Source organism: Mesorhizobium sp. M0340 (assembly GCF_040321535.1).
In the GTDB taxonomy this organism is placed as follows: domain Bacteria; phylum Pseudomonadota; class Alphaproteobacteria; order Rhizobiales; family Rhizobiaceae; genus Mesorhizobium.
Map to the genome: position 1 here is coordinate 66,857 of NZ_JAMYRR010000006.1, position 24,878 is coordinate 91,734.

Below are 24,878 nucleotides of genomic sequence, written 5' to 3' on the forward strand. Positions count from 1 at the left end.
ATCGCTTTTGAAAGACCCAGGATTGATGCGGTGCGGCGATCCGTTTTTTTTCCCAAATGCGCCTTAATGTCACGACATTGCGCGTTGCACATTGCCGTCGTTCTGGCTAGAGAATGTGCAGCAACCGAAGGTGCTTGGTTTTTGTGCATGCCTGATGTGACCAAATTGGCTTCGCCGCTGGATGTGGGTGGCGTGAGAATCCGCAATCGCGTGTTTCTCGCGCCGATGTCGGGCATTACCGACGAACCGTTCCGGCAGCGCGCCCATGCCCATGGCGCCGGGCTGGTTGTATCGGAAATGGTGGCGAGCGGTGAGCTTGCAAAGGGCAGGGCTGGTTCGGGCCTGCGCATCCGTCATTCCGGGCTGCCTGTTCACATCGTCCAGCTTGCCGGCCGCGAGGCGGTGCACATGGCCGAGGGCGCGCGAATCGCGGCCGGCGAGGGCGCCGACATCATCGACATCAACATGGGCTGTCCGGCCAAGAAGGTGACGGGCGGCTATGCCGGTTCGGCACTGATGCGAGACCTCGACCACGCGCTGTCGCTGATCGAAGCGGTGGTCGGCGCGGTCAACGTGCCGGTCACGGTCAAGATGCGGCTCGGCTGGGACGAAGGTGCGCTCAACGCGCCGATGCTGGCGCGACGCGCCGAGCAGGCCGGGGTGATGATGGTGACGGTACACGGCCGGACACGTTGTCAGTTCTACCAGGGCAAGGCCGACTGGCGTGCCATCGCACGCGTCAAGAAGGCGGTCTCTATCCCGGTCGTTGCCAATGGCGATGTCGGCTCGCCGGCAGAGGCCGCGTCGATCCTCGAGCAGTCTGGCGCCGACGCGGTGATGGTCGGCCGCGCGCACTATGGCGCGCCGTGGACGGCCGGCAGCATTGTAGCGGCCGCGCTGGCCGAGCCGGTATCCAGCATGCCGGAAAGCCCGCAAGCGCTGGCCGACTACGTCATTGCCCATTACGAAGACATGCTGGCGCTCTATGGCGTGGAAAGCGGAGTGCGCCAGGCGCGCAAGCATCTCGGCTGGTATCTCGACCGCCACGCCGGCGGCACAAGCGACGACCGGCGCAAGACCATACTCACGTCTTTCGAGCCTGGGCGTGTCATTGCGTTGCTGCGCGACATGTTTTCAACCGCTCCCGAAGCGGCGAACCTGCGGAGTGCGGCATGAACGCCACCGTCACACAGAGCACGGATATGGCGGACGCCGCGCATATTGTGCTCAACACCATTCGCCGGCCGGTAATCATGGTCGATCCGCAAGGTTTCATCACCTTCGCCAATGCCGATGCCGAGGATTTTTTCCGGTCGAGCGCCACGATGCTCGCCCGCAACACGCTGCACAAGCTCATTCCTTTCGGCAGCCCGCTGCTGACGCTTGTCGACCAGGTGCGCGAGCGCCGGGCACCGGTCAACGAATACCGGGTCGACGTGTCGTCGCCACGTCTCGGCATCGAGAAGGTGGTCGACCTCTACGTCGCACCAGTGACGGAATTTCCAGGCTCGGTCGTGGTGATGTTCCAGGAACGCTCAATGGCCGACAAGATCGACCGGCAGATGACGCATCGCGGTGCGGCACGCTCGGTCACCGGCCTCGCCGCGATGCTTGCCCATGAGATCAAGAACCCGCTGTCCGGCATTCGTGGTGCTGCGCAGTTGCTAGAGCTGTCGGCGTCCGACGAGGATCGCGCACTGACCAGGCTGATCACCGACGAGACCGACCGCATTGTCTCGCTGGTCGACCGCATGGAGGTGTTTTCCGACGAACGGCCGATCGACCGCTACCCCGTCAACATCCATGTCGTGCTCGACCATGTCAAGGCAATCGCCAAGAACGGTTTTGCCAAGCGAATCAAGATATTGGAGGACTATGATCCATCATTGCCTCCGGTTTTTGCCAATCGCGACCAGCTCATCCAGGTGTTTCTCAATCTGGTAAAAAATGCCGCCGAGGCGATCGGCAGTGATCCGCAGGGCGAGATCATGCTATCGACCGCCTTCCGTCCGGGCATCCGTGTTTCCGTACCCGGGACCCAGGACCGCGTATCGCTGCCATTGGAATTCTGCGTGCGTGACAACGGTTCGGGTGTTTCCGAAGACATCCTGCCGATCCTATTCGATCCTTTCATCACTACCAAGCCGAACGGCTCCGGTCTCGGTCTGGCGCTGGTCGCAAAGATCGTCGGCGAGCATGGCGGCATCATTGAATGCGAATCGACCCCGCGCGGCACCACTTTCCGCATCCTGATGCCGGCGTGGAAAGAAACCCAGTTTGGCACCGACGACGACGGTGAAGGAGACCGCAAATGACCGTTCGCGGCAATATTCTCGTCGCCGACGATGATGCGGCCATCCGCACTGTCCTCAACCAGGCGCTTTCGCGCGTCGGCCATGACGTGCGCGTCACGTCCAACGCTTCGACGCTGTGGCGCTGGGTTGCGGCGGGCGAGGGCGATCTGGTTATCACCGATGTTGTCATGCCTGACGAGAACGCCTTCGACATGCTGCCGCGCATCAAGAAGGCGCGACCGGAACTGCCGGTCATCGTCATGAGTGCGCAGAACACGTTCATGACAGCAATTCGTGCCTCCGAAACCGGGGCCTACGAGTATCTGCCGAAACCGTTCGACCTGACGGAGCTGCTTAACATCGTCAACCGCGCTCTTTCCGAGCCGCGGCGGCCGAAGATCGATACGCGGGCCGACGAGCCGCCGGAAACGATGCCGCTGGTCGGCCGCTCGGCGGCCATGCAGGACATCTACCGCATGCTGGCGCGCATGATGCAGACCGACCTGACGGTCATGATCAGCGGCGAGTCGGGTACCGGCAAGGAACTGGTGGCGCGCGCGCTGCATGAGTACGGCCGCCGCCGAGGCGGTCCGTTCGTCGCTATCAACATGGCGGCGATCCCGCGCGACCTAATCGAATCGGAGTTGTTCGGGCACGAGAAGGGCGCCTTTACCGGCGCGCAGAATCGCTCCACCGGCCGTTTCGAGCAGGCCGAAGGCGGCACGCTCTTCCTCGACGAGATCGGTGATATGCCGATGGAAGCGCAGACGCGGCTGCTGCGTGTATTGCAGCAGGGCGAATACACCACGGTCGGCGGCCGCACGCCAATCAAGACCGACGTGCGCATCGTCGCTGCCACCAACAAGGACCTGCGCACACTGATCAATCAAGGGCTTTTCCGCGAGGACCTGTTCTACCGGTTGAACGTTGTGCCGCTCAGGCTGCCGGCGCTGCGCGAGCGGTCGGAGGACATTCCGGACCTCGTCCGCCACTTCTTTAAGCTCGGCGTCAGTGAAGGCTTGCAGACCAAGCGCATTTCCACCGGCGGCATCGAGCTGATGAAGCGCTACCCATGGCCCGGTAATGTGCGCGAACTCGAAAACCTCATTCGCAGGCTGGCCGCACTGTATTCGCAGGACGAGATTTCCGCCGAGATCATCGAGGCGGAGTTGAAGACCGGCGAAAGGCCTGTCGTTCCAGGTGGCGGCAACCTCATTCCCGACGACCTTTCCATCGGCCAGGCGGTGGAGCATTTCCTGCAACGCTATTTTGCCTCGTTTGCCGGCGACCTGCCCCCGGCCGGGCTCTATCAGCGAATCCTCTCCGAGGTCGAATATCCGCTGGTCCTCGCCTCGATGACCGCAACGCGCGGTAACCAGATCAAGGCTGCCGAATTGCTGGGGCTCAACCGCAACACGCTGCGCAAGAAGATTCGCGAACTCGGCGTCAACGTCTACAAATCGTCCAGGCAGGTCTAGACGAATCCCTTTACGAGCGCTTTCCAGGGGATCGATTGCCGAAAGATTTCCGTCTCGGCCACACTTGTTGCATAATCGCCACAATGCGTTGCATACATCCGACGCAATCACTGGCTCTAGACGGCGACATGGCCCTGCACGCACCGACACTGAGCAAATCGCCTTTCAGCAATACGGGCGCGCGAGACGGTCGCCGGCTGCTTGCGCTGCCGGGCGTGATCGCCATTGCCGGTGCGCTGGTGACGGCGGCGATCTCCTTCGCCATTCTGGTCGGCGCGACGCCGATCACGCCCGACGCGAGGACGACGCTGGCGCTGATTGCGCTTAATGCGGCGTTCGTCCTGTTTCTGATCTTGCTGGTCGGCCGCGAGGTGCATCGTATCCTGATGGCACGACGGCATGGCAAGGCCGCGTCGCGCCTGCATGTGCGCATAGTGGCGATGTTTGCGCTGGTCGCCGCCATCCCCGCGATCATGGTGGCGATCATCGCGTCGATCACGCTCGACATCGGCCTCGACCGCTGGTTCGAGATCCGCACCAAGACGATCGTCAATTCGTCGTTGTCGATCGCTGACGCCTATGTGCAGGAAAACGCGCGAAATCTTCAGGGCACGACGTTGTCGATGGCTTACGACCTCGACGCTTCGCGCACGCTTTACGGCCTCGATCGTACCGGTTTCCTCGACCTCATGAACAAGGAGGCGGTGGGTCGCTCGCTGGCGCACGCGGCACTCATCAAGCCCGATGGTTCCTTCGTCATGAGCGCCAAGACCGACGCGGACTTTGCCATGCCGGAGCCGCCTGAGGGCGCCGTGGCAAGCGCTGCCGACGGCAAGCCGGTGCTGATAGAACCGCGCACCCGCAACATCATGGGTGCCATCGTCAAGCTGCGCGAGATCGACGGCCTCTATCTCTACACCATCCGCCTCGTCGATCCCGAGGTGATCAAGGCGCGGCAGATCGTCAAATCCAACACCGCCGAATATCGCGGTCTCGAAGACAATCGCCGCACCTCGCAAGTGGCTTTCGCGCTTCCCTATCTGTCGCTGACGCTGATCATCGTCCTGTCCGCCATCTGGACCGGCATTGCGGTGGCCGACCGCCTGGTGCGGCCGATTCGTCAGCTCATCGGCGCGGCCGACGAGGTCGCTACCGGCAATCTCGACGTAGCCGTGCCTGTCCGCCCCTCCGACGGTGACGTCGCCTCGCTCGGCGACACCTTCAACAAGATGCTGATGGAGCTCAGATCGCAGCGCAACGAGATCCTGTCGGCCAAGGATTTGATCGACGAGCGGCGGCGCTTTTCGGAGGCGGTGCTTGCCGGCGTCACCGCCGGGGTCATCGGCGTCGATCCATATGGCATCGTCACCATCGTCAACCGTTCGGCCGAAACGATGCTGGCCATATCCGCGCCGGCAGCGCTTGGGCAGAACCTTTCCGCGGTGCTGCCGCATGTCGGCCGCGTTTTCGAGATCGGCCGCAAATCGGGCAAGCCGGTCTATCGCGAACAGGTCACCTTCTATCGTGCCGGCACCGAGCGAACCTTCAACGTGCAGATCACGATTGAAGCCGGCGACGACGGTTCGGAGGATAAGTCCTACGTCGTGACAGTCGACGACATTACCGATCTGGTCCAGGCACAGCGTTCCTCTGCATGGGCCGACGTGGCGCGGCGCATCGCCCACGAGATCAAGAACCCGCTGACGCCGATCCAGCTTTCGGCCGAGCGCATCAAGCGTCGTTACGGCAAGGTCATCACCGAGGACCGTGAGGTTTTCGATCAATGCACCGACACCATCATCCGGCAAGTGGAGGACATCGGCCGCATGGTCGACGAGTTCTCGGCGTTCGCCCGCATGCCGAAACCGGAAATGAAGGCAATCGATCTGCGCGATTCGTTGCGCGAGGCCTCGTTCCTGGTCGAAGTAAGCCGCGCCGACATCACCTTCGAGCGCGTCTTCGGCAATGAGCCGCTCAAAGGCACGTTCGACAGCCGCCTGATGGCGCAGGCGTTCGGCAACGTCATCAAGAATGCCGCCGAAGCCATCGACGGCCTTGATGCAGAGGATCGTCCGCACGGCATAATCCGGATTCAAGCCGGGCGTCAGAATGGCGCGATTCGAATCGACGTCATCGACAACGGCAGGGGCTTGCCGCGCGAAAACCGGCAGCGCTTGCTCGAGCCTTACATGACGACACGCGAGAAAGGCACCGGGCTTGGCCTCGCTATCGTCAAGAAGATCGTGGAGGACCATGGCGGGCGACTCGAATTGCACGATGCACCAGCGGACTTCCACGATGGGCGGGGTGCAATGATCAGCATCATCCTGCCGGTTGCCGCCACAGTTCCGATACGCGGCGAGGGCAAGACGGAACACGAAAAAGAAACTGAAAAGGTCGGTAATGGCGTCTGATATTCTCATCGTCGATGACGAGGAAGACATCCGCGAACTCGTCGCCGGTATCCTGAGCGACGAAGGTCACGAAACACGCACGGCGTTTGACGCCGACAGCGCGCTGGCGGCGGTCGCCGACCGAGCACCCCGGCTGATCTTCCTCGACATCTGGCTGCAGGGTTCGCGGCTCGATGGCCTCGCTCTGCTGGACGAGATCAAGACGATGCACCCGAACCTGCCGGTGGTGATGATCTCGGGCCACGGCAATATCGAAACGGCGGTCTCGGCCATCCGCCGCGGCGCCTATGATTTTATCGAAAAGCCGTTCAAGGCCGACAGGCTGATCCTTATTGCCGAACGGGCGCTTGAAACGTCCAAATTGAGACGCGAGGTTTCGGATCTCAAGTTGCGCAGCGGCGAGACTTTCGACCTCATCGGCATGTCGTCGGCAATGAGCCAATTGCGCCAGACCATCGAGCGCGTCGCGCCGACCAACAGCCGGGTCATGATTATCGGCCCCTCCGGCTCGGGCAAGGAACTGGCGGCGCGCGCCATCCACGCACTGTCGGCGCGCAAGAGTGCACCTTTTGTGACGCTGAGCGCCGCCAACATCACGCCAGAGCGTATGGAGATCGAGCTGTTCGGCACCGAATCGAACGGCGTCGAACGCAAGGTCGGCGCGCTGGAGGAAGCCCATCGCGGCATTCTCTACATCGATGAAGTGGCCGACATGCCGCGCGAGACGCAAAACAAGATCCTGCGCGTGCTGGTCGAACAGCAGTTCGAGCGGGTAGGGGGCACCAAGCGGGTCAAGGTCGACGTGCGCATCATCTCGTCGACCTCGCAGAACCTCGAAGCCATGATCGCCGACGGCCGTTTCCGTGAGGACCTTTATCATCGCCTGGCCGTGGTTCCGGTCATGGTGCCAGGACTGGCCGAGCGTCGCGAGGACATTCCTTATCTGGTCGACAATTTCATGAAGCAGATCGCTCGCCAGGCCGGCATCAAGCCGCGCCGCATCGGCGACGACGCGCTGGCGGTGCTGCAGGCGCACAACTGGCCGGGCAACGTTCGGCAGTTGCGAAACAATGTCGAGCGTCTGATGATCCTGGCGCGTGGCGACGATGTCGATGCGCCGATCACCGCCGACCTCTTGCCTGCCGAGATCGGCGACGTCATGCCGCGCACTCCAAACAAGTCCGATCAGCACATAATGGCGCTGCCGCTGCGTGAAGCACGCGAACAATTCGAAAAGGATTATCTGATCGCCCAGATCAACCGTTTTGGCGGCAACATCTCGAAGACGGCAGAGTTTATCGGCATGGAACGCTCTGCATTGCACCGCAAGCTGAAGTCGCTGGGCGTCTGACAGCCAAACCAGTCGTGGCCCACGCAATTATCGGTTACGGCGGTCTTGGAATCGCTTAAGAAAGCTGGGACTTCTTCAGGGATTAGCCATGCCGCGCATTGCCTATGTGAACGGGCGCTATGTCGCTCACGCCGAAGCTTCCGTGCATATCGAAGACCGTGGCTATCAATTCGCCGACGGCGTCTACGAGGTCTGCGAGGTGGCACGAGGCTTCATCGTCGACATGCCGCGCCATCTCGCTCGATTGAACCGCTCACTTACCGAACTCTCGATCGATTGGCCGATCACGCGCGGCGTGCTGCCGCTCGTCATGCGCGAGGTGGTGCGCCGCAACCATGTCGTCGACGGTCTGGTCTACGTCCAGGTGACACGCGGCGTCGCCAGCCGCGAGTTTTTCTTCCCGCCGGCGGGCACGAAGCCGTCGCTGGTGGTGATCGCGAAAAAAGCCGATCCTGCAGTTGCCGCGAAGCGGGCCGAGAGCGGGATCCGGGTCATCACGGTGCCGGAGAACCGATGGGATCGGGTCGATATCAAGTCGGTCGGCCTGCTGCCGAACGTGCTGGCCAAGCAGAAAGCCAAGGAAGCCGGCGCTCAGGAGGCCTGGTTCGTTGATGTTGACGGTACCGTCAAGGAAGGTGGATCGTCGAACGCGTGGATCATCACCAGGGACGGCGTGCTGGTGACACGGCCCGCCGAGCACGGCATCCTGCGCGGCATCACCCGCACGACGCTGTTCGATGTCGCCGCCAAGCTCGGCCTGAAGATTGAGGAGCGCGGCTTTTCGGTTGCCGAAGCCAAGGCCGCGCGCGAGGTTTTCATCAGCTCTGCAACCACGATTGCCATGCCGGTGGTGGCGATCGATGGCGCTCCCGTCGCCAACGGCCACCCGGGCTCGATAACAGTTTCATTACGGCAGGCCTTTTTTGACGTTGCGGAAAAAAGTCCAGCCTGATAACCGCACAGATGGAATGAACATCAATATATCTCGTTCTGCTTGTCGTTACTGACGGCAAGATGGTGTTTGCGTGCTTGACATGTGCCGGCTAATTTGGCGCATTGGCCTGCAAACCGAAGGGGATCGGCGAAAGACAAGAACAATGGCGGAACGATCGCAAAATCTTCAGGACCTGTTCCTGAATTCAGTTCGCAAGAGCAAAAACCCACTCACCATCTTTCTCATCAACGGCGTGAAGCTGACCGGCGTGGTCACTTCGTTCGATAATTTCTGCGTTCTGCTGCGTCGCGACGGCCATTCCCAGCTTGTCTACAAGCACGCTATTTCCACGATTATGCCGAGCCAGCCGGTTCAAATGTTCGATGGTGAGGAAAGCCAGGGCGCCTGATTGGCACGTGAGAAAGACGCGGACCGCAGCGTTCGCGGAAAACCAGCACATCAGACCGGGACAGAGGCCAACGGTCGGACCCGGGCGGTGGTCATCGTGCCGGTGCTTACCCGGCAGCCGCGTGGCGACGACGATACCAATCGTCCGCGCCTGACCCGTTCCGCCGAGGCCCGTCGCGACGAGGCGGTCGGCCTCGCCAGCGCCATCGACCTTGACTTGGTCCACACGGCGGTGGTGACCGTCAATGATCCACGTCCGGCGACCCTGCTCGGCAGCGGCAAGGTCGCGGAGTTCGCCGAGATCGTCAAAGAGGGCCACGCGGAAGTGGTCATTGTCGATCATCCGCTGACCCCGGTACAGCAGCGCAACCTCGAAAAAGAGTTGAACGCCAAGGTGCTCGACCGCACCGGGCTGATCCTGGAGATTTTCGGCGAGCGCGCCCGCACCAAGGAAGGCACGCTGCAGGTCGACCTTGCCCATCTCAACTACCAGAAGGGCCGCCTTGTCCGAAGCTGGACCCACCTCGAGCGCCAGCGCGGCGGCGCCGGCTTTCTCGGCGGTCCTGGCGAGACCCAGATCGAGTCGGATCGGCGTGTGCTGCAGGACAAGATCACCAAGCTGAAGCACGAGCTCGAAACCGTGCGCCGCACCCGCGACCTGCACCGCGCCAAGCGCAAGAAGGTGCCATTTCCGGTGGTGGCGATCGTCGGCTACACCAATGCCGGCAAGTCGACGCTGTTCAACCGGCTGACCGGAGCAGGGGTGCTGGCCGAAGACATGCTGTTTGCCACGCTCGACCCGACGCTGCGCCGCGTGCACCTGCCGCACGGTACGCCGATCATCCTTTCCGATACGGTCGGCTTCATTTCCGACCTGCCAACGCATCTGGTCGCGGCCTTCAGGGCGACGCTGGAGGAAGTGGTCGAGGCAGACCTCGTCATTCATCTGCGCGACATCTCCGATCCCGATACGGCCGCGCAGGCCGAAGATGTCGAGCGCATCCTTGCCGATCTCGGCGTCGATGCCCGCGATAGCAAGCGAGTCATCGAAGTATGGAACAAGATCGACCGACTCGACGAGGGCAACCGGGCGCGGCTGCTTGCTGATGGTGCTGACGGCAAGAAGGCGCCGCCAATCGCCATATCGGCGGTGACCGGCGAGGGCATCGATGCGCTGAAGGCGATCATCGAGACGATGATGTCGGGCGAACTGGAGACGTTCACCGTCACGCTCAAGCCCGACCAACTCGCCGTCGTCGACTGGCTTTACCGCAACGGCGACATCGCCTCGCGTGATGACAATGAGGATGGCAGCGTGACCATCGCGCTCAAGGCCACGCATAGCGCCAGGCAGGAGATCGAAAGCCGATTGCGCCGTCAAAACAACGGGTAGGGGCCTACTTTGCGCTTTTCGCTTGCTGCCAGAGCGCTTCCATCTCGTCCAGCGTCGCTTCTTCGAGGCTGTTTCCCGACGCTTGCAGCGTCCGCTCGACATAGTGGAAGCGCGATCGGAATTTTTCGTTGGTGCCGCTGAGTGCCGCTTCGGAATCAGTTTTGAGGTGCCGGCCGAGATTGACGACCGCAAACAGCATGTCGCCGAACTCATCCTTGATCGGCGCGCTGTCGCCTTTGGCCAGCGCTTCGCGCAATTCGCCGATCTCCTCCTCTATCTTTTCGAGGATCGGTGCCGCCTCGCTCCAGTCGAAGCCGACGCGAGCGGCCTTTTCCTGCAGCTTGAGCGCCCGGGTCAGCGCGGGCAGCGCGACCGGCACGCTGTCGAGAAAGCCCTTGCCATGGTCTTCCGGGTCGAGCCCACGGGTGAGGCGCGCACTGCGCTTCTCCGCCTTTTCCTCTGCCTTGATCTTTTCCCACATGCCCTTGGCCATGCCGGCGCTGCGCGCCTTGTCGTCGCCGAAGACATGGGGATGGCGGCGGATCATTTTTGTGGTGATGGCCTGGACCACATCGCCGAATGAAAATTCGCCGGCCTCCTCGGCCATTTGCGCGTGGTAGACCACTTGCAGCAGGAGATCGCCAAGCTCGTCCCGCAGATCGTCGAGGTCGCCGCGCGCAATGGCGTCCGCCACTTCGTAGGCTTCCTCGATCGTGTATGGCGCGATTGTCGAAAAGTCCTGCTCGATATCCCACGGGCAACCGGTTTCCGGCGCCCGCAGCGCTGCCATGATCTCGATCAGCCGGGAAATGTCTTTCGAGGGTTTCATCTGGGAAACGCTATCCTGTACACGGCTATGCGGCCAACGGCTTCAGCCGGTGAGGGCGCCTTGTCCACAGATGGGCCGCCAGACAATGATACGAAAGTGGAAGCCGGTTTCCGGAAGATCCTAGTTAGCAAAAGCATCAGTCGACCACGGAAACGATCGCCTTGGCGAGCGCATCCATGCCGTCCTCGGGCAGGCCAGCAATGTTGATGCGGCTGTCGCCGACCATGTAGATGCCATGCTCGGCGCGCAGCCGCTCGACTTGCGCTTCCGACAGGCCAAGCCGGGAAAACATGCCGCGATGGCTGGCGACGAAATCGAAACGGCCGGAGTTGGACTGCCGCCGGAGCGCCTCGGCGAACTGGACGCGCAGCCGCAGCATGCGCAGCCGCATCTCTTCAAGCTCTGCCTCCCAATCGGAACGCAATGCGGAGTCTTCGAGCACGATGCGCACCGCCGCCGCGCCGTGGTCCGGCGGCATCGAATACATGGCACGTGCCGCCGACAGCATCTGGCCCATCGCCAAATCCGCCTGCGCGCCGTCTTTCGCCATGATCAGCGCTGCACCGACTCGGTCGCGATAGACGGCAAAGTTCTTCGAGCAGCTCGAGGCAACGACCATTTCCGGAACTTTTGCCGCCAGAAGGCGCAAGCCAGCGGCATCCGCATCAAGCCCGTCGCCAAAGCCCTGATAGGCGATGTCGACAAAGGGCAGCAGGCCGCGCTCAACGGCAAGATCGGCAATGGCAGCCCATTGCGGGATGTCTAAATTGGCGCCCGTCGGGTTATGGCAACAGCCATGCAACAATACGACGTCGCCAGGATTCGCGGTTCTCAATGCATTCAGCATGTCGTCGAAGCGAACCGCACCAGAAGCAGCGTCGAAATAGGGATATTCGCGTGTCTGCAGGCCAGCGGCGCGCATCACCGGCGTGTGGTTCGGCCATGTCGGATCCGACAGCCAGACCATCGCGTCGGTGCGGGTCCTTTTCAGCAGCTCTGCCACCAGCCGCAGCGCGCCGGAGCCGCCGGGCGCCTGTGCCGCACGAATGCGCGTCATGTCGGCGGCTGGGCCGAACACCAACCTGGCTATCGCCGCGTTGAAGGCGGTATCCCCGGCAAGGCCGAGATAGGTCTTGGTATCCTGGCCGTGCAGCAACCGCTTTTCGGCTTCGCGCACCGCGCGCATCACCGGCGTCTTGCCGTCGCGATCCTTATAGACGCCGACCCCGAGATCGACCTTGTCGGGACGCGGGTCGGCGCGATAGAGGCCGATCAAGGCCAGGATCTTGTCGGCAGGCGCGGGCTGGAGATTTTCGAACATCGATAAGTTTCCGTTGGCGGCGGAGTGATACGCAAACCGGCCGTGCTTTGCCAGCAGTTTCATATGCGCCAACTCGGCGTCGGTTTGTCTCGAGGGCGGCCGATACTATCTGCCGGGCGAGGGCAGGCGCGAGATCTCCCAGAGAGAGCGCGGCGAGCCGAAAAATTCGGGGAGAGCGGGATTAAAATTCCGACCTGCTCCGTAAACAGGACATGAAACGGCCGATGCCACGCTTCGACATTCTGGGACAGCTCGGTTCACTGCGCCGCTATGCACGCTCGCTGACACGCGACAGCGCCGATGCAGAGGATCTGGTGCATGATGCGCTGGTGCGTGCCTATGAGCGACGCGGCAGCTTCCGCTCCGGCGGAAACCTTCGCGTATGGCTGCTGTCGATCGTCCACAACGCGTTCATCGATGGCTTGCGATCCCGCAAATCCGAAGCAATGCGCATCGAACAGGCCGGCTATCTCGCCGAGGCCAGCGTCCAGGCTGCGCAGGAACATTCGGTCCGTCTGGCACAGGTGCGCGACGCTTTTTTCACATTGCCGGAAGAGCAACGTTGCGCGCTGCATCTCGTCGCCATCGAGGGGCTCAGCTACAGCGAGGCGGCCGAGGTTAGCGGCGTGCCGCTTGGCACGCTGATGTCGCGCATCGGCAGGGCACGTGCGGCACTCCGCGAGATGGAGGACGCGGCACCGGCACGGGCGAAAGGCCATCTGAAGATCGTCGGAGGTCGATGATGAACCAACTGCGCGATCCCGTGACCGACACCGATCTCGACGCCTATGTCGACGATCAGCTGGACGTGGCGCGTCGCATCGAGGTCGAGGCGTTCCTTTCGGCCCGCCCGGAGGCGGCCGCACGGGTGATGTCCGACCTGCGGATGCGTGACGAATTGCGCGTGGCGCTTGCCGGATCGAAAGGCATGGCGCGGCCCGCGACGGCCGATGCCGCGCGGCGGCTGGAGCGGGGATTGGCGCGCGGCCGCGTCCTTGGTGCTTTGCAGCGAGCGGCGGCAGTCGCTGTCTTCGTCGCTGCCGGCTGGCTTGCGAACGGGCTCATCGGGCCGATATCGGTGACGGAAGTCGTCGCTTCGACCCATCCGCCCGCCTATGTGGAGGACGCGGTCCGGGCGCACCGCACGACGCTCGTGCGCGAGGCGATGTCGTCGCAACCCGAAGCGCCCGGCTACAATGCCGACGAAATTCGCGCCGCGACGGCGATCATTATGCCATCGCTGCCAGCGGACTGGACGGTCCGCGACGTGCAGATCTACCCATCGCAGTTCGGTCCGAGCGTCGAGATGGCTGTCGAGACGAAAGAGATGGGGCTGGTCTCGTTGTTCGCAATCAGGCCCGGGACATTCGACGTCGTCAAGCCGACTGTCGTTCCCTCGGGCGACGTTTCCTCGGCTTATTTCCAGATCGGCGAGGTCGCCTACGCGGTCGTCGCACATAGCGACATCCAAGGCATAGATGTCACGGCCGAAGCGCTCGCCAAGACGCTTTACTGATCGACCTTCAAGAAGGAGAACCACATGAACAATCTCGGATATATCGGGGCCGGAGCCCGAGCCGGAGCCGTCTACGACGAAGGCCTGCGCCGGCACATGCTGCGCGTCTACAACTACATGGGCCTTGGCCTCGTCGTTACGGGCGTGATCGCGTTCGTGGTGGCTTCCACACCCGCGCTTTACGTGCCGATCTTCTCCACACCGCTGAAATGGGTGGTTATGCTGGCACCACTGGCCTTTGTGCTCTTGTTCTCGTTCCGGATGCAGACGATGTCGGCGGCCGGCGCCCAGGCGATGTTCTGGGCATTCTGCGCGGTCATGGGGCTGTCGCTGGCTTCCGTGTTCCTGGTCTTTACCGGCACCAGCATCGCACGCACCTTCTTCATCGCCGCTACCATGTTCGGCGCGACCAGCCTTTACGGGTACACGACCAAACGCGACCTGACGCAGTTCTCGTCGTTCCTGATCATGGGCCTGATCGGCGTGGTAATCGCCAGCATCGTCAATATCTTCCTGGGCTCGACCGCGCTCCAGTTCGCCATCTCCGTGATCGGCATCGCCGTCTTCATCGGCCTCACCGCCTGGGATACCCAGACTATCAAGGAGCAGTATGCGGAAAACTTCGGTGCGGAATCACAGCAGAAGCTCGCTGTCTTCGGTGCATTCTCGCTCTATCTGAACTTCATCAACATCTTCCAACTGCTGTTGAACTTCACCGGCGAGCGCGAATAGCCGGCGTCGGACCACGACCGGAGGCGGATATCATGGACAGAAACGATCAACAGGCGATCGGACACCTCTTCGAGAAGTTGGCAAATGTCGAGCGCCAGGCGCCGCCGCGCGATGCGGAAGCAGAGCGCTTCATCCAGGATCAGATCGGCCGGCAGCCTGGCGCGCCATATTACATGGCCCAGACGATCGTGGTGCAGGAGCAGGCCTTGAACGCAGCTCAGGCGCGCATCGAAGAACTGGAAGAGCAGGCGCAGCAGCCCGCCGGCGGTGGACCGCTCAGCAGCTTCTTCGGCCGCAGCGGCGGCAGGCGCTCGGGCTCGGTTCCGCGGGTAGGGCGCGCCGCCTCCGTTGCAACTGAAGGGCCGCAGGACACGCCACAGCGGGCAGGCGGCGGTTTTCTTGCTGGCGCTGCGCAGACCGCGATGGGCGTGGCCGGCGGAGTGCTGCTCGGCAACGCGATCGCCGGCATGTTTGGCGGCAGCGAAGCGAAGGCCGCTGAACAGCCGACGCCGCAGCCGGACGAAGCCGATCAGGCAGGCGATGCCAGCTCCGACAATGGCGGTGACTTCGGTGATATGGAGTTCTGACGAGCGACCCAGACTGTGCCTGTGCCGGCGCTGGTGACGATTGCGGGTCAGCATAGGCGAGATGGCGAGGGCAGCATCCGGGAAGCGAGCCCTCGCCGGCGGCTAATAGCCCAGGCGCTTCAGTTCAGTCTTGACCGCTGCGATCGTCTTGAAGCGGAAGTGCTTCGTTGTGCCGTCGCGCCAATGGCAGTCGCATGTGGCGTCGAACTTCCGGCTCGCTTTCAATTGAGTCAGCGCCTTCTGGCCTGGCTTGGGGCCATCGAAGATGCGAACTTCGTAGAGCGTCCCTTCGACATCGTAGTGCATCTGAGCCCAGGAAAGTATCACGATCAGTTCCTTTGCCGGGTCGTGGTCGGCGTTGGCGAGGCCGAGCGCTATGTCCGGCGTGTCACCCTCCTGTTCACCGATCGTGACCTGGATTGCGCGATATCTGTTGTCAGCTAGCCGTTGCAGCGCGACGAGCGGGCGTTCCGGATAGTCCTCAGCGGTCTGGTAATCGACGAAGAGTGTCTGAAGGCCGCTCCAGCTCACGGCTGTGGTGTGCGGATCAGCATTGTCGGCGAACCCGACAACACGTTTGGCGAAAGCCAGGTCGTTCTCGCCTGGCGCACGATCAAGGTCCTGCGCTCGCGCGCCAGTGAGCACGCAGGCGAGGGTGAGGACGAAACTTGTGAAGAGCCCAAGTCGCTTCATGATTCGCAACCGTAGCATGCCGGTTGCGAATCTTCGCGCCTGGCCGGCAGCCGATGAAATCTTGTCTGGCCATCATGCGTGAGTAAGCCGGCTTTCAAACTTGACGGACGATGGTGCCGATTACATTGACGAGAAGGCGTGCGGCGGTCATCGCCGACAGGCCGTCAATGTCGGCGGGAGGATAGAGCTCGACAAGGTCGAATCCTGCGATCTTGGCCCGCCTGCCGAGGCCCGCGATCAGGTCGATCACTTGCGTATAGGTGAGGCCGCCAGGTGTACGCGCAGCTACGCCAGGCATGATACCGGGATCGAGGCCATCGCAGTCGAGCGTGATGACGATCCGCGCTCCTTCCGGAATGTATCGGAGAGCGGCTTCGACGCCCTGGGCGTGAACCTCGCGGGCGGTCACGAAACGGCTGCCATAGCGCCGCGCAGCTTCGATTTCGGTGATGCGTGCGCTACCGACGCCACGGATGCCGACCTGCACGATGCCGGCAACATGCTGCATCTCGCTCGCCCGGCGCATCGGGTTCGAATAGCCGTATCGTTCGCCATGCAACTCGTCGCGCCAGTCGATATGGGCGTCGATCTGCAGGATCCAGACCGGGCCGTGATCCGCAAATCCGGCGAGGAAGGGAATGGGCACGGAGTCGTCGCCGCCGAGCAGGATCGGCACGGCCGGCAATGCCAGGACCTCGCGCGTCTTCGCCTCGATCTTGGCCCGGTTGCCGGCATTGTCATGCATGGTGGTCGGGATGTTGCCGGTATCGATGCAGCAGATCGGCCTGCCGTCGAACAGCGGGCCACCAAGATCGAAATCCCAGTGCTCGATGAGCGTGGCATCGACCCGGCTTGCAGCGCGGATGGCGTCGGCTGCCAAGGCATAGCCATGACTGTCCTCGCTGGGATACGTGCTGCCGTGACCGGCTCCGAAGATCACCGCACGAGGCATGCGGCCATCGGCGAGGTGATCGGGAAAGCCGAGAAAGTGGGTCATTTGCTGGTTGTAACGCTGCGGTTCGTCAGACGCACGACAAATGTCGCATCTCTAATTTGCTCAACCGTCGCATTCCTAAAATGGCTGCTACAAGCTTCAGTCGCATAAGATAGGTTATGGAACTGAAATGGCGGATAAGAATGTGGCGTGGAAGTGGCACCAGCGAGCCGCTGGGCCGGCTTTAGAGCGAGAATTGGTTCACGCACCTTGCGAGATCCCACTCAGAAACCCAGCCGTAAAAACTTGGTCCTTCACGCTGATTCGTAAGGGATTTCGATCGTCATGCCGTCATAAGCAGGCTCGACGTTGGCCGGCGTCTCGGCCATTACCGTGGCGTAGTCGAGTGGCACATGCATATGCGTCAGCACCGCGTTCTTCGGCGCCAGTCTTTCGATCCAGCCAAGCGCCTGGCCAAGCGACAGATGGCTCGGATGGACGGTGTATTGCAGCGCGTCGATGACCAGCACGTCCAACCCGCGCAAGCGCTCGGCGGTCGCGTCCGGAAAGTCGCTGACATCAGGGCAATAAGCCAGCCCGCCGATGCGGAAACCCAGCGAGGTGATGTCGCCATGAAGCTGCAGCAGCGGTTCTAGGGTGAGGGCGCCGCCCTCGCCCTCGATCACCACCGGCCTGTCGTGGTCGATGATATGGGCGTTGACGATCGGCGGATACGAACTGCCTTTCGGTGTTTCGAAACAGTAGCGGAACGCCTCGCGTAAGCGCAGCATGGTGGCCTGATCGGCATGGATGTCGATCCGGTGGCGCTGCTCCAGTACGAAGCCGCGCAAATCGTCGATGCCGTGGATATGGTCGGCATGCGGATGTGTGTAGACCACCGCATCGATGCGCCTGACCGATGCCAGCAGCATCTGCTCGCGGAAATCCGGGCCGGTGTCGATGACGACTGTGGTCCGGACGCCATTCGCCGCGATCCGCTCGACGAGCGCTGCGGTGCGCGTGCGCCGGTTCCGGGGGTTCGCGGGATCGCAATTGCCCCAATCGCCGGTGATGCGTGGCGTACCCGGCGATGAGCCGCAGCCGAGGACGGTAAGACGTAACCGGTCGCTCATACGTCAGGCGCCCGGCGCGGCATTTTCCTGAACAGCCGGAAGAAATTATCCGTGGTGATATCAGCGATTTCGGCCTCGCTGAAGCCGATCGTCTCGGCCAGCACCTTGGCTGTATGCGCAACATAGGCGGGCTCATTGCGCTTGCCGCGAAACGGAATCGGCGCAAGGTATGGCGCGTCGGTTTCGACCAGCAGACGGTCGCGCGGCACATCGGCGGCGACGGCGCGCAGCTCGGCGGAGTTCTTGAAGGTCAGGATACCGGAAAACGAAACGTAGCCGCCGAGCGCAACACCGATCTCGGCTAGCCTGCGCCCAGACGAAAAACAGTGCAGGATGAAGGGGAAGGCGCCCTTCCCTGTTTCTTCTTCGAGGATGTCAGCCATGTCGTCGTCGGCGTCGCGCGAATGGATGACCAGCGGCAGACCGGTCACGCGCGCCGCGGCGATGTGGGTGCGAAAGCCCTGAGCCTGTGCGTCGCGCGGCGCATGATCGTAGAAATAGTCGAGCCCGGCCTCGCCGATCGCCACCACTTTGCGATGAGCAGAGAGCCGCACCAGATCATCGACAGTGACGTCAAGCTCTTCCGCCGCATTGTGCGGATGGGTGCCCACCGAGCAATAGACCTCATCGAAAGTCTCTGCAATCTCAAGCACTTGGCTAAATCGCCTCACCCTCGTCGAGATCGTCACCATACGGCCGACGCCGGCCGCGAGGGCGCGGGCGACGATGGTCGCCCGCTCTTCGGCGAAATCCGGAAAGTCGAGATGGCAGTGACTGTCGACCAGCATCAGGCGCTTGTATCCGTTTGCTCGACATAGCGAGGAAATACTGGTTCCGGCGCCGGCAGTGCCGTACCGGACACCAGCGCATGACGTTCGGCGACATGCGCGAAGTCGCGGCTGTCCGCCGGCACTGCCAAAAGATCGAGCAGCTTTGCCGCCGAGCCTGGAATGAAGGGCTGGCACAGCAATCCGACACGCCGGATCACCTCAGCCGTCGTCCACAGCACCGTTTCCATGCGTGCCGGATCGGTCTTCTTCAGCGCCCATGGCTCCTGCCCAGCGAAATAGCGGTTGGCTTCGGCCACCACGCCAAAGATCGCCGCCAGCGCCAAATGGATGCCCTGGTCGGCCATCGTCCTGCGCGCCGTGACAAGGGCGGCATCTGCCTGATCGAGGATCGCCTGGTCGGCGTCGCTCAATTCGCCACGCTTCGGCACCACGCCGCCGCAGTTCTTGGCGATCATCGACAGCGAGCGCTGCGCCAGATTGCCGAGATCGTTGGCAAGGTCGGCATTGGTGCGGTTGACGATCGCATCATGGCTGTAGCTACCGTCCTGACCGAACGGCACTTCTCGCAGGAAGAAATAGCGCACCTGGTCGAGACCGTAGTGCTCAATCATGGCGAACGGGTCGATGACGTTGCCGACCGACTTCGACATTTTCTCGCCGCGGTTGAACAGAAAACCATGCGCGAACACGCGCTTCGGCAATTCGATGCCAGCCGACATCAGGAAAGCCGGCCAGTAGACCGCGTGAAAGCGCACGATATCCTTGCCGATGACATGGACGTTTGCCGGCCAGAAAGACCATCTCTCGCTGGCCGGATCGGGATAACCGGCGGCGGTGATGTAGTTGGTCAGTGCATCGACCCAGACATACATCACATGCTTGTCGTCGCCGGGGACCGGCACGCCCCAGTTAAACGTGGTCCGCGAGATGGACAGATCCCTGAGGCCGGATTTGACGAAGCTGACGATTTCATTGCGCCGCTCCGCCGGCCCGACGAATTCGGGGCTGTTCTCGTACAGTGCGAGCAGCCTGTCCTGATAGGCGGAAAGCCGAAAGAAGTAGCTTTCTTCTTCGGTCCATTCGACAGGCGAGCCGAGCGGTTCGCGGCGCACGCCGTCGTCGCCGACCTTGGTTTCGGCCTCGTCGAAATAGGCTTCCTGCCGCACCGAATACCAGCCGCTGTAGCGGTCGAGGTAAATGTCGCTATTCTCAGCCATGCGTGTCCAGATCGCCTGGCAGGCCTTGTAGTGCCGCTCCTCGGTCGTTCGGATAAAAACGTCGTTCGAGCAGCCGGTCGCTTCGAGCATCGAACGGAAGATCGCCGAATTGCGATCGGCAAGCGCCTTCGGCGTCAGGCCTTCGGCGTCCGCCGTCTGCTGCATCTTCAAGCCGTGCTCGTCGGTCCCCGAGACGAAGAAGACGTCCTTGCCGTCGAGCCGCTGGAAGCGGGCAAGCGTGTCGCTGGCGATCACATTGTAGGCATGGCCGATATGCGGCTTTCCGTTCGGATAGAAGATCGGCGTCGTGACGTAGTATTTTTCGCGTGACATGGATGAGCCGTCATGAATGTCTGAATGAAAGATGTCGCGGTGAGATATCGCATCGAAACGGCAATTGCCATCCGACGCCAATGTGGTGGCTTCGAAGTTCCTGCGATTGATTGGGATCAATGCTCAGGGGCTTCAAAGCCACGCCAGCGGCCGTCACATTCGCATTGCAGAATTCAGGCGGTCGATCATGGTCAGGGCGTGCTGCTTTTTGTCGAGATTGTAGGTCTCGGTTTCAGATATAGCGTTCAAAGCCTCGTGCCAAGTATCCGACAGCGTTTTGGCCCGCGCGAGATCGCCGGCGAGCGCGGCCTGGCTGGCGCCGGCCGACAGCAGGTCGAGCGCGCGGCGATTGAATATCTCGAACGGGATTGCCTGGTCGCGGCCGGCGACCGCCTCGGCAAGACGGTAGGCGCCTGCGACATCCATCTTTTTGGACATCACCAGGGCATCGAGGGTGGCGGCGATTTCAAGCCCGCCATACTGCGTCAACAGGATCGCGTTGCGCGCGCTGCCCCCTGCCCGCTCCGCCAGCGCCGCGCGCGCCGCAGGATCCTCCGGTGGCGGGGGCTCGATGCCATCCAGAACCGCCATCAAGCTCTTGGCATCGAGCGGGGCCAATCGCACCATCTGGCAGCGCGACCGGATCGTCGGCAGCAAACTGCCCGGCGCATGGACGATGAGGATGAACAAGGTGCGCGCGGGTGGCTCTTCAAGATTCTTCAGCAAGGCATTGGCAGCATTGGTGTTCATGTCGTCGGCGGGATCGACGATAACCACCCGGTAGCTGCCGTCGTGCGAGGTCAGCGACAGAAAACGACTGACCTTGCGGATCTCGTCGACCGTGACCACTGTCTTGAAGCTCTTGGTCTTGTCGTTCGCGGGGCGTGTAAGATGCAGAACCGAAGGATGTGCCCCGGTGGCGATCTGGCGAAACAGCGACGAAGCCGGATCTGGAACGGCAAGCCGTTCCGGCGCCTGCTCGAAGGCCGGGTGCTTCAACAGATGATGCGCCAGATGAAAGGCCAGCGTCGCTTTGCCTATGCCCACCGGTCCGGCAAAGATCAGTGCGTGCGGCAGCTTTCCCGAGCGGTAAGCGGTGGCGAGCATGTTGGCCGCCTGCGGGTGACCGACAAGACGCGGCGTCTCGGATGGCTCGGGCACCCCGTCCAGCGTATCGTGCTGTTCCGGCGCGATGCGTTCGAAAATCATACCGGCGCCGCCTGCCTTCTTTGCGCCGGCATCATCCTCTCGAGAGCCGCGAAGACGATGGCGGTAACGACATCCTCCACAGTGTCGAGGTCGGCTGACGCATCGACGACGACGCAGCGTTCGGGTTCAGCTGCGGCGATCGCGAGAAACGCCTCGCGCCGGCGTTGGTGGATGGCCAATGTTTCCTTCTCGAAGCGGTCCGGTCCGTCACTGCTCCCCCGCCGGGCGGTAGCGCGCCTCAGGCCCTCGGCGGGGTCGATATCGAATATCAGCGTCATGTCCGGCACCATGCCGTTGATGGCGACCTTCTCCAATGCGTCCATGAATGCCGGGTCGAGGCCCCCGGTGACGCCCTGGTAGACGCGCGAAGAATCCATGAAACGATCGCAAAGCACGACCGAACCGCGCTCGACCGCCGGCCGGATGACCTGTTCGACATGGTCGGATCGAGCAGCGGCGAAAAGCAACGCTTCCATCTTGGGGCCGAACGGCTCGGCTGCGCCTGAAAGCAGGACATGCCTGACCGCCTCCGCGCCCGGCGAGCCACCCGGCTCACGCGTCACCAGCACATCGTATTTCTTGGCGCGCATCTTCTTTGCCAGCCGCTCGATCTGCGTCGACTTGCCTGCTCCTTCGCCGCCTTCAAAAGTGATGAAAAATCCGCGCGCCAAAGCCTTTGTCCATACTTCGGGGACCGTATAGTCCCGGCGGGAAAAAAGGTCCACCGCGACGGTGCTAACGCAGCCAGCCGACGGCCAGTTCCTTGGCGGCGTCGAGCGCGCGCTGCGGCAGCGAACCGACACCGATCGACTCGGCGGCGAACAGCGGCGTCTCCTGGCTCAGAGTATCGCCGATCCAGACGCGCAGCGTACCGACCGGCTGCCCCTCCTCCACCGGCGCGGCAACCGGTCCGTCATAGACGATCCGGGCGGTGAGCTTGTCGCGGTTGGTGATTGGCAGGAAGATCTGCACCGGTCCTTTTGCCTTTAACGCGACTCCGGACTTCGCGCCGCCAAAGACCTGGGCTTCGCCAACCACTTCGTCCTTGGCGAATATTTCAGTCTTCTCGAAGGAGCGAACGCCCCAGTCGAGCAGCTTTCGCGCTTCCTCAGCACGCTCGCGGTCGTTTGCCAGGCCGCTCATCGCCGCGATCACCCTTGTGCCGTTGTGGCTGGCCGAGCCGACAATGCCGAACCCGGATTGCTCGCTGGCGCCGACCGCGAGCCCGTCTGCGCCTATATCCATGGCCAGCAGCGGATTGCGGTTTCTCTGGGAAATCTTGTTCCAGGTAAAATCCTTCTGGCCGTAATAGCGGTAGAGATCCGGGTAGTTGCGCCAGATATGCAGCGCCAGAAGTGCGAGTTCGCGAACGCTCGTTTGCTGCCCATCTGCCGGCAGACCGGTGGAGTTGACGAAGGTCGATTTCTGCAAGCCGATCTGGCGGGCACGCTCGGTCATCTGCGCCGCGAAGTTTGCCTCGGACCCCGCGATTCCTTCAGCGATGACGATACAGCCGTCATTGGCCGCCTGCACGGTCACGCCCTGGATCAGGTCTTCAAGCCGGATCGTCGACTTGAGTTTCGCGAACATAGTCGATGTCCCCGAAGGAGCGCCGCCCTTGCGCCAGGCGTTTTCGCTCACCACGAAGGTGTCGTCGAGCGTCATGCGCCCCGATTTGATGGCGTTGAAGACCACTTCCATCGTCATCAGCTTGGCCAACGAGGCCGGCGGGATCAACCTGTCGGCGTCCTTGGAAAACAGCACGGTTCCGGTTTCGGCATCGATCATGAAGGCCTGCGCGGCCTTGGTCTCGAAAAGCTGTGCCGAGGCCGGCGCAAGCGAGAGCAGCAGCAGCAGGCCGAGCGCTATAAGCCCAGTGAAAGGGCGAAAAAATTTCATCAGATTCGACCAGTGAGCCGGCGCTCTTGCACGTTGGCAGAAGCTATCAGGCTTTTGCCTGGCGGATCAATCGCGCACGAAAAAACCAGGCAACCCCGAGCTCAGTCGCGTACAGCAAGCGCATCCGGCGCACCATGCGACCACGCTGCCTGCAGCATCTCGTCCAGGCTGCCACGGCCGTCGGCATAGAGGTTGACCGAGTACCAGTCCTTGCCTTCAAGTTCCGAGCGCTGGATTTCGGTCTTGCCGAAGCTGGAAAGCTGGGTCGCCACCTGCTCGGCTTCGGCGGCATCCTCGAACGAACCCGCCGCGACATAGTCCGTGGGCGACCGGGTTGGAGGAGCTTGCCGCTTCCACGATTGAAGAAGCTCGGCGGGCGACATGCCGGTGTCGTCCAGCTCGGCAAACGCGTTGGAGGCGCGCTGCACGCGCTCGTCGGCGTAAGACAGCGACGCCATGGTGAATGGAGATTGCGCCGGCAGGTTGATCTCCGGACGCTCCGGCACGATCGGGCCGAAATCGGGCAGTACAATGTCTCCCGAAGCAGACGCTTGCACCGCTATGACAGGCCCTGCATCGGATCCCTGCCCGGTATTCGTCAGCTGACCGGGGAACGGCACGGCTGCAGCGCTCACCGCCAGGCTTGGCGACGGCCCATTCATGGCGACCATGACACCGCTGGGCAGACCGTCCGACGGATCCGGCGCCCTGTTGCCTGGACGATACGAAGCCATAAGATACTGCCCGTCATTGCCTTCGAGCGGCGCACGGCCGACATATTCGACCTTCACCTCGGCCGTACCGATATTGGCATAATCGAGCATTTCAGCAGCGCGCTTCGACACATCGATGATGCGTCCATCATGATAGGGTCCGCGATCGTTGACGCGCACGATCACCGAGCTGCCGGTCTTCATGTTGGTGACCCGCGCATAGCTCGGGAGCGGCATAGTCGGATGCGCCGCCGTCAGATCTGCCATGTCGTAGACTTCGCCATTGGCGGTCAACCGGCCGTGGAACGCCTCACCATACCAGGACGCTAGGCCAACCTTGGCGTAACGTTTGTCTTCCTTCGGATAATACCACTTGCCGCGCACCTGATAGGGCTTGCCGAGCTGGTCGCGCCCCCGAGACGTCTTGAACATCACGCGCGGGCTGGCTTTCACGCCATATTCGGCTTCGGAAAAATATTCCTTGGAGCGAGGTTTCTTGTTGACCATCGCCTTTTGCTGCGGCGCGGCACATGCCGCAAGAAACGCTGCCGACAAGGCCAACAGCGCGAAAGCGAAAGCGCGACGAAGACGCGGGCGCGCCGTGGTCTGCATATTTTGATTGTCCCCTATAGCATCGACGAAGGCACCGCAGCATAAACGTCAGCGATGCCAAAGCACCCACTCCAGAAACGCCGGCAA

At 62.2% G+C, this 24,878-nt stretch carries 23 protein-coding genes; 12 read left to right on the forward strand and 11 right to left on the reverse strand.

Features of this window, described 5'->3' with window-relative positions:
• Nucleotides 1-147 precede the first annotated feature (147 nt).
• The 8 genes from dusB to hflX all read left to right on the forward strand — a co-directional run bounded on the left by dusB (nucleotide 148) and on the right by hflX (nucleotide 10,272).
• Nucleotides 148-1,176: a tRNA dihydrouridine synthase DusB gene (gene dusB / locus NKI79_RS11030; protein WP_352801526.1), complete on the forward strand. Its 1,029-nt coding sequence runs from the start codon at nucleotides 148-150 to the stop codon at nucleotides 1,174-1,176.
• A complete protein-coding gene (locus tag NKI79_RS11035; RefSeq protein ID WP_023675075.1) occupies nucleotides 1,173-2,315 on the forward strand; it encodes a two-component system sensor histidine kinase NtrB in 1,143 nt (380 codons plus the stop codon). Before dusB ends, NKI79_RS11035 begins: the two co-directional genes overlap by 4 nt.
• A complete protein-coding gene (gene ntrC / locus NKI79_RS11040) occupies nucleotides 2,312-3,772 on the forward strand; it encodes a nitrogen regulation protein NR(I) (protein WP_254817199.1) in 1,461 nt (486 codons plus the stop codon). The genes NKI79_RS11035 and ntrC overlap by 4 nt, the downstream gene beginning before the upstream one ends.
• An 83-nt stretch (nucleotides 3,773-3,855) precedes the next feature.
• Nucleotides 3,856-6,186: a sensor histidine kinase NtrY-like gene (locus tag NKI79_RS11045; RefSeq protein WP_502909806.1), complete on the forward strand. Its 2,331-nt coding sequence runs from the start codon at nucleotides 3,856-3,858 to the stop codon at nucleotides 6,184-6,186.
• Nucleotides 6,176-7,537, forward strand: coding sequence for a nitrogen assimilation response regulator NtrX (gene ntrX / locus NKI79_RS11050; protein ID WP_254817201.1), 1,362 nt, complete (start codon nucleotides 6,176-6,178; stop codon nucleotides 7,535-7,537). Before NKI79_RS11045 ends, ntrX begins: the two co-directional genes overlap by 11 nt.
• Before the next feature lie 88 nt (nucleotides 7,538-7,625).
• Nucleotides 7,626-8,489 carry a D-amino-acid transaminase gene (locus tag NKI79_RS11055; RefSeq protein ID WP_254817202.1) on the forward strand — a complete coding sequence of 288 codons (864 nt, stop codon included), beginning with the start codon at nucleotides 7,626-7,628 and terminating at the stop codon, nucleotides 8,487-8,489.
• 145 nt (nucleotides 8,490-8,634) lie between these two features.
• Complete coding sequence (hfq, locus tag NKI79_RS11060; RefSeq protein WP_006202172.1) at nucleotides 8,635-8,880, forward strand: RNA chaperone Hfq; 246 nt, start codon at nucleotides 8,635-8,637, stop codon at nucleotides 8,878-8,880.
• The gene (gene hflX / locus NKI79_RS11065) at nucleotides 8,881-10,272 is read left to right on the forward strand and encodes a GTPase HflX (RefSeq protein WP_352801530.1); all 1,392 of its coding nucleotides are present in this window, start codon (nucleotides 8,881-8,883) and stop codon (nucleotides 10,270-10,272) included.
• Between the two features lie 4 nt (nucleotides 10,273-10,276).
• On the opposite strand, the gene mazG is transcribed toward hflX, so the two are convergent.
• Together mazG and NKI79_RS11075 are read right to left on the reverse strand one after the other, a co-directional pair.
• Nucleotides 10,277-11,101 carry a nucleoside triphosphate pyrophosphohydrolase gene (gene mazG / locus NKI79_RS11070; RefSeq protein WP_352801532.1) on the reverse strand — a complete coding sequence of 275 codons (825 nt, stop codon included), beginning with the start codon at nucleotides 11,099-11,101 and terminating at the stop codon, nucleotides 10,277-10,279.
• A gap of 136 nt (nucleotides 11,102-11,237) precedes the next feature.
• Entirely contained in the window at nucleotides 11,238-12,422 is a 1,185-nt protein-coding gene (locus NKI79_RS11075; RefSeq protein ID WP_352801534.1) for an amino acid aminotransferase, read from the reverse strand.
• A 212-nt stretch (nucleotides 12,423-12,634) separates the two neighbouring features.
• Between NKI79_RS11075 and NKI79_RS11080 the strand changes: the two genes are divergently transcribed.
• From NKI79_RS11080 to NKI79_RS11095, 4 genes are read left to right on the forward strand one after another with little or no spacing between them, the layout of a single operon-like run.
• Nucleotides 12,635-13,165 (forward strand): sigma-70 family RNA polymerase sigma factor, encoded by a 531-nt coding sequence (locus NKI79_RS11080; RefSeq protein WP_352876799.1) that lies wholly within the window; start codon nucleotides 12,635-12,637, stop codon nucleotides 13,163-13,165.
• Nucleotides 13,165-13,938 (forward strand): anti-sigma factor family protein, encoded by a 774-nt coding sequence (locus NKI79_RS11085; RefSeq protein ID WP_352801536.1) that lies wholly within the window; start codon nucleotides 13,165-13,167, stop codon nucleotides 13,936-13,938. Before NKI79_RS11080 ends, NKI79_RS11085 begins: the two co-directional genes overlap by 1 nt.
• Nucleotides 13,939-13,962: 24 nt before the next feature.
• Entirely contained in the window at nucleotides 13,963-14,670 is a 708-nt protein-coding gene (locus NKI79_RS11090; RefSeq protein WP_254817208.1) for a Bax inhibitor-1/YccA family protein, read from the forward strand.
• 32 nt (nucleotides 14,671-14,702) lie between these two features.
• Nucleotides 14,703-15,257, forward strand: a complete 555-nt coding sequence (locus NKI79_RS11095; RefSeq protein WP_352801538.1) for a DUF2076 domain-containing protein — start codon at nucleotides 14,703-14,705, stop codon at nucleotides 15,255-15,257.
• Between the two features lie 102 nt (nucleotides 15,258-15,359).
• Here the strand turns inward: NKI79_RS11095 and NKI79_RS11100 are convergent, their stop codons facing one another.
• The 9 genes from NKI79_RS11100 to NKI79_RS11140 all read right to left on the reverse strand — a co-directional run bounded on the left by NKI79_RS11100 (nucleotide 15,360) and on the right by NKI79_RS11140 (nucleotide 24,791).
• The gene (locus tag NKI79_RS11100; RefSeq protein ID WP_352801540.1) at nucleotides 15,360-15,950 is read right to left on the reverse strand and encodes a hypothetical protein; all 591 of its coding nucleotides are present in this window, start codon (nucleotides 15,948-15,950) and stop codon (nucleotides 15,360-15,362) included.
• 94 nt (nucleotides 15,951-16,044) lie between these two features.
• Nucleotides 16,045-16,947 carry an agmatinase gene (locus NKI79_RS11105; protein WP_352689309.1) on the reverse strand — a complete coding sequence of 301 codons (903 nt, stop codon included), beginning with the start codon at nucleotides 16,945-16,947 and terminating at the stop codon, nucleotides 16,045-16,047.
• A gap of 251 nt (nucleotides 16,948-17,198) precedes the next feature.
• Nucleotides 17,199-18,017, reverse strand: coding sequence for an MBL fold metallo-hydrolase (locus NKI79_RS11110; protein WP_352801542.1), 819 nt, complete (start codon nucleotides 18,015-18,017; stop codon nucleotides 17,199-17,201).
• Nucleotides 18,014-18,805, reverse strand: a complete 792-nt coding sequence (locus NKI79_RS11115) for a TatD family hydrolase (RefSeq protein WP_254817212.1) — start codon at nucleotides 18,803-18,805, stop codon at nucleotides 18,014-18,016. The genes NKI79_RS11110 and NKI79_RS11115 overlap by 4 nt, the downstream gene beginning before the upstream one ends.
• Entirely contained in the window at nucleotides 18,805-20,391 is a 1,587-nt protein-coding gene (metG, locus tag NKI79_RS11120) for a methionine--tRNA ligase (RefSeq protein WP_352801818.1), read from the reverse strand. The genes NKI79_RS11115 and metG overlap by 1 nt, the downstream gene beginning before the upstream one ends.
• 120 nt (nucleotides 20,392-20,511) lie before the next feature.
• Nucleotides 20,512-21,567 (reverse strand): DNA polymerase III subunit delta', encoded by a 1,056-nt coding sequence (locus NKI79_RS11125; protein WP_254817214.1) that lies wholly within the window; start codon nucleotides 21,565-21,567, stop codon nucleotides 20,512-20,514.
• Nucleotides 21,564-22,238, reverse strand: a complete 675-nt coding sequence (gene tmk / locus NKI79_RS11130) for a dTMP kinase (protein WP_254817215.1) — start codon at nucleotides 22,236-22,238, stop codon at nucleotides 21,564-21,566. Before tmk ends, NKI79_RS11125 begins: the two co-directional genes overlap by 4 nt.
• 64 nt (nucleotides 22,239-22,302) lie before the next feature.
• Complete coding sequence (locus tag NKI79_RS11135) at nucleotides 22,303-23,466, reverse strand: D-alanyl-D-alanine carboxypeptidase family protein (protein ID WP_352801545.1); 1,164 nt, start codon at nucleotides 23,464-23,466, stop codon at nucleotides 22,303-22,305.
• Between the two features lie 101 nt (nucleotides 23,467-23,567).
• Entirely contained in the window at nucleotides 23,568-24,791 is a 1,224-nt protein-coding gene (locus NKI79_RS11140) for a septal ring lytic transglycosylase RlpA family protein (RefSeq protein ID WP_352801547.1), read from the reverse strand.
• Nucleotides 24,792-24,878: the final 87 nt, after the last annotated feature.

Bases quoted from the DNA above. Each gene is read 5' to 3' on its own strand.
- dusB (WP_352801526.1), top strand. From the start codon at position 148: ATGCCTGATGTGACCAAATTGGCTTCGCCGCTGGATGTGGGTGGCGTG.
- NKI79_RS11035 (WP_023675075.1), top strand. From the start codon at position 1,173: ATGAACGCCACCGTCACACAGAGCACGGATATGGCGGACGCCGCGCAT.
- ntrC (WP_254817199.1), top strand. From the start codon at position 2,312: ATGACCGTTCGCGGCAATATTCTCGTCGCCGACGATGATGCGGCCATC.
- NKI79_RS11045 (WP_502909806.1), top strand. From the start codon at position 3,856: ATGCGTTGCATACATCCGACGCAATCACTGGCTCTAGACGGCGACATG.
- ntrX (WP_254817201.1), top strand. From the start codon at position 6,176: ATGGCGTCTGATATTCTCATCGTCGATGACGAGGAAGACATCCGCGAA.
- NKI79_RS11055 (WP_254817202.1), top strand. From the start codon at position 7,626: ATGCCGCGCATTGCCTATGTGAACGGGCGCTATGTCGCTCACGCCGAA.
- hfq (WP_006202172.1), top strand. From the start codon at position 8,635: ATGGCGGAACGATCGCAAAATCTTCAGGACCTGTTCCTGAATTCAGTT.
- mazG (WP_352801532.1), bottom strand. From the start codon at position 11,101: ATGAAACCCTCGAAAGACATTTCCCGGCTGATCGAGATCATGGCAGCG.
- NKI79_RS11075 (WP_352801534.1), bottom strand. From the start codon at position 12,422: ATGTTCGAAAATCTCCAGCCCGCGCCTGCCGACAAGATCCTGGCCTTG.
- NKI79_RS11080 (WP_352876799.1), top strand. From the start codon at position 12,635: ATGAAACGGCCGATGCCACGCTTCGACATTCTGGGACAGCTCGGTTCA.
- NKI79_RS11085 (WP_352801536.1), top strand. From the start codon at position 13,165: ATGAACCAACTGCGCGATCCCGTGACCGACACCGATCTCGACGCCTAT.
- NKI79_RS11090 (WP_254817208.1), top strand. From the start codon at position 13,963: ATGAACAATCTCGGATATATCGGGGCCGGAGCCCGAGCCGGAGCCGTC.
- NKI79_RS11095 (WP_352801538.1), top strand. From the start codon at position 14,703: ATGGACAGAAACGATCAACAGGCGATCGGACACCTCTTCGAGAAGTTG.
- NKI79_RS11100 (WP_352801540.1), bottom strand. From the start codon at position 15,950: ATGAAGCGACTTGGGCTCTTCACAAGTTTCGTCCTCACCCTCGCCTGC.
- NKI79_RS11105 (WP_352689309.1), bottom strand. From the start codon at position 16,947: ATGACCCACTTTCTCGGCTTTCCCGATCACCTCGCCGATGGCCGCATG.
- NKI79_RS11110 (WP_352801542.1), bottom strand. From the start codon at position 18,017: ATGAGCGACCGGTTACGTCTTACCGTCCTCGGCTGCGGCTCATCGCCG.
- NKI79_RS11115 (WP_254817212.1), bottom strand. From the start codon at position 18,805: ATGCTGGTCGACAGTCACTGCCATCTCGACTTTCCGGATTTCGCCGAA.
- NKI79_RS11125 (WP_254817214.1), bottom strand. From the start codon at position 21,567: ATGATTTTCGAACGCATCGCGCCGGAACAGCACGATACGCTGGACGGG.
- NKI79_RS11135 (WP_352801545.1), bottom strand. From the start codon at position 23,466: ATGAAATTTTTTCGCCCTTTCACTGGGCTTATAGCGCTCGGCCTGCTG.
- NKI79_RS11140 (WP_352801547.1), bottom strand. From the start codon at position 24,791: ATGCAGACCACGGCGCGCCCGCGTCTTCGTCGCGCTTTCGCTTTCGCG.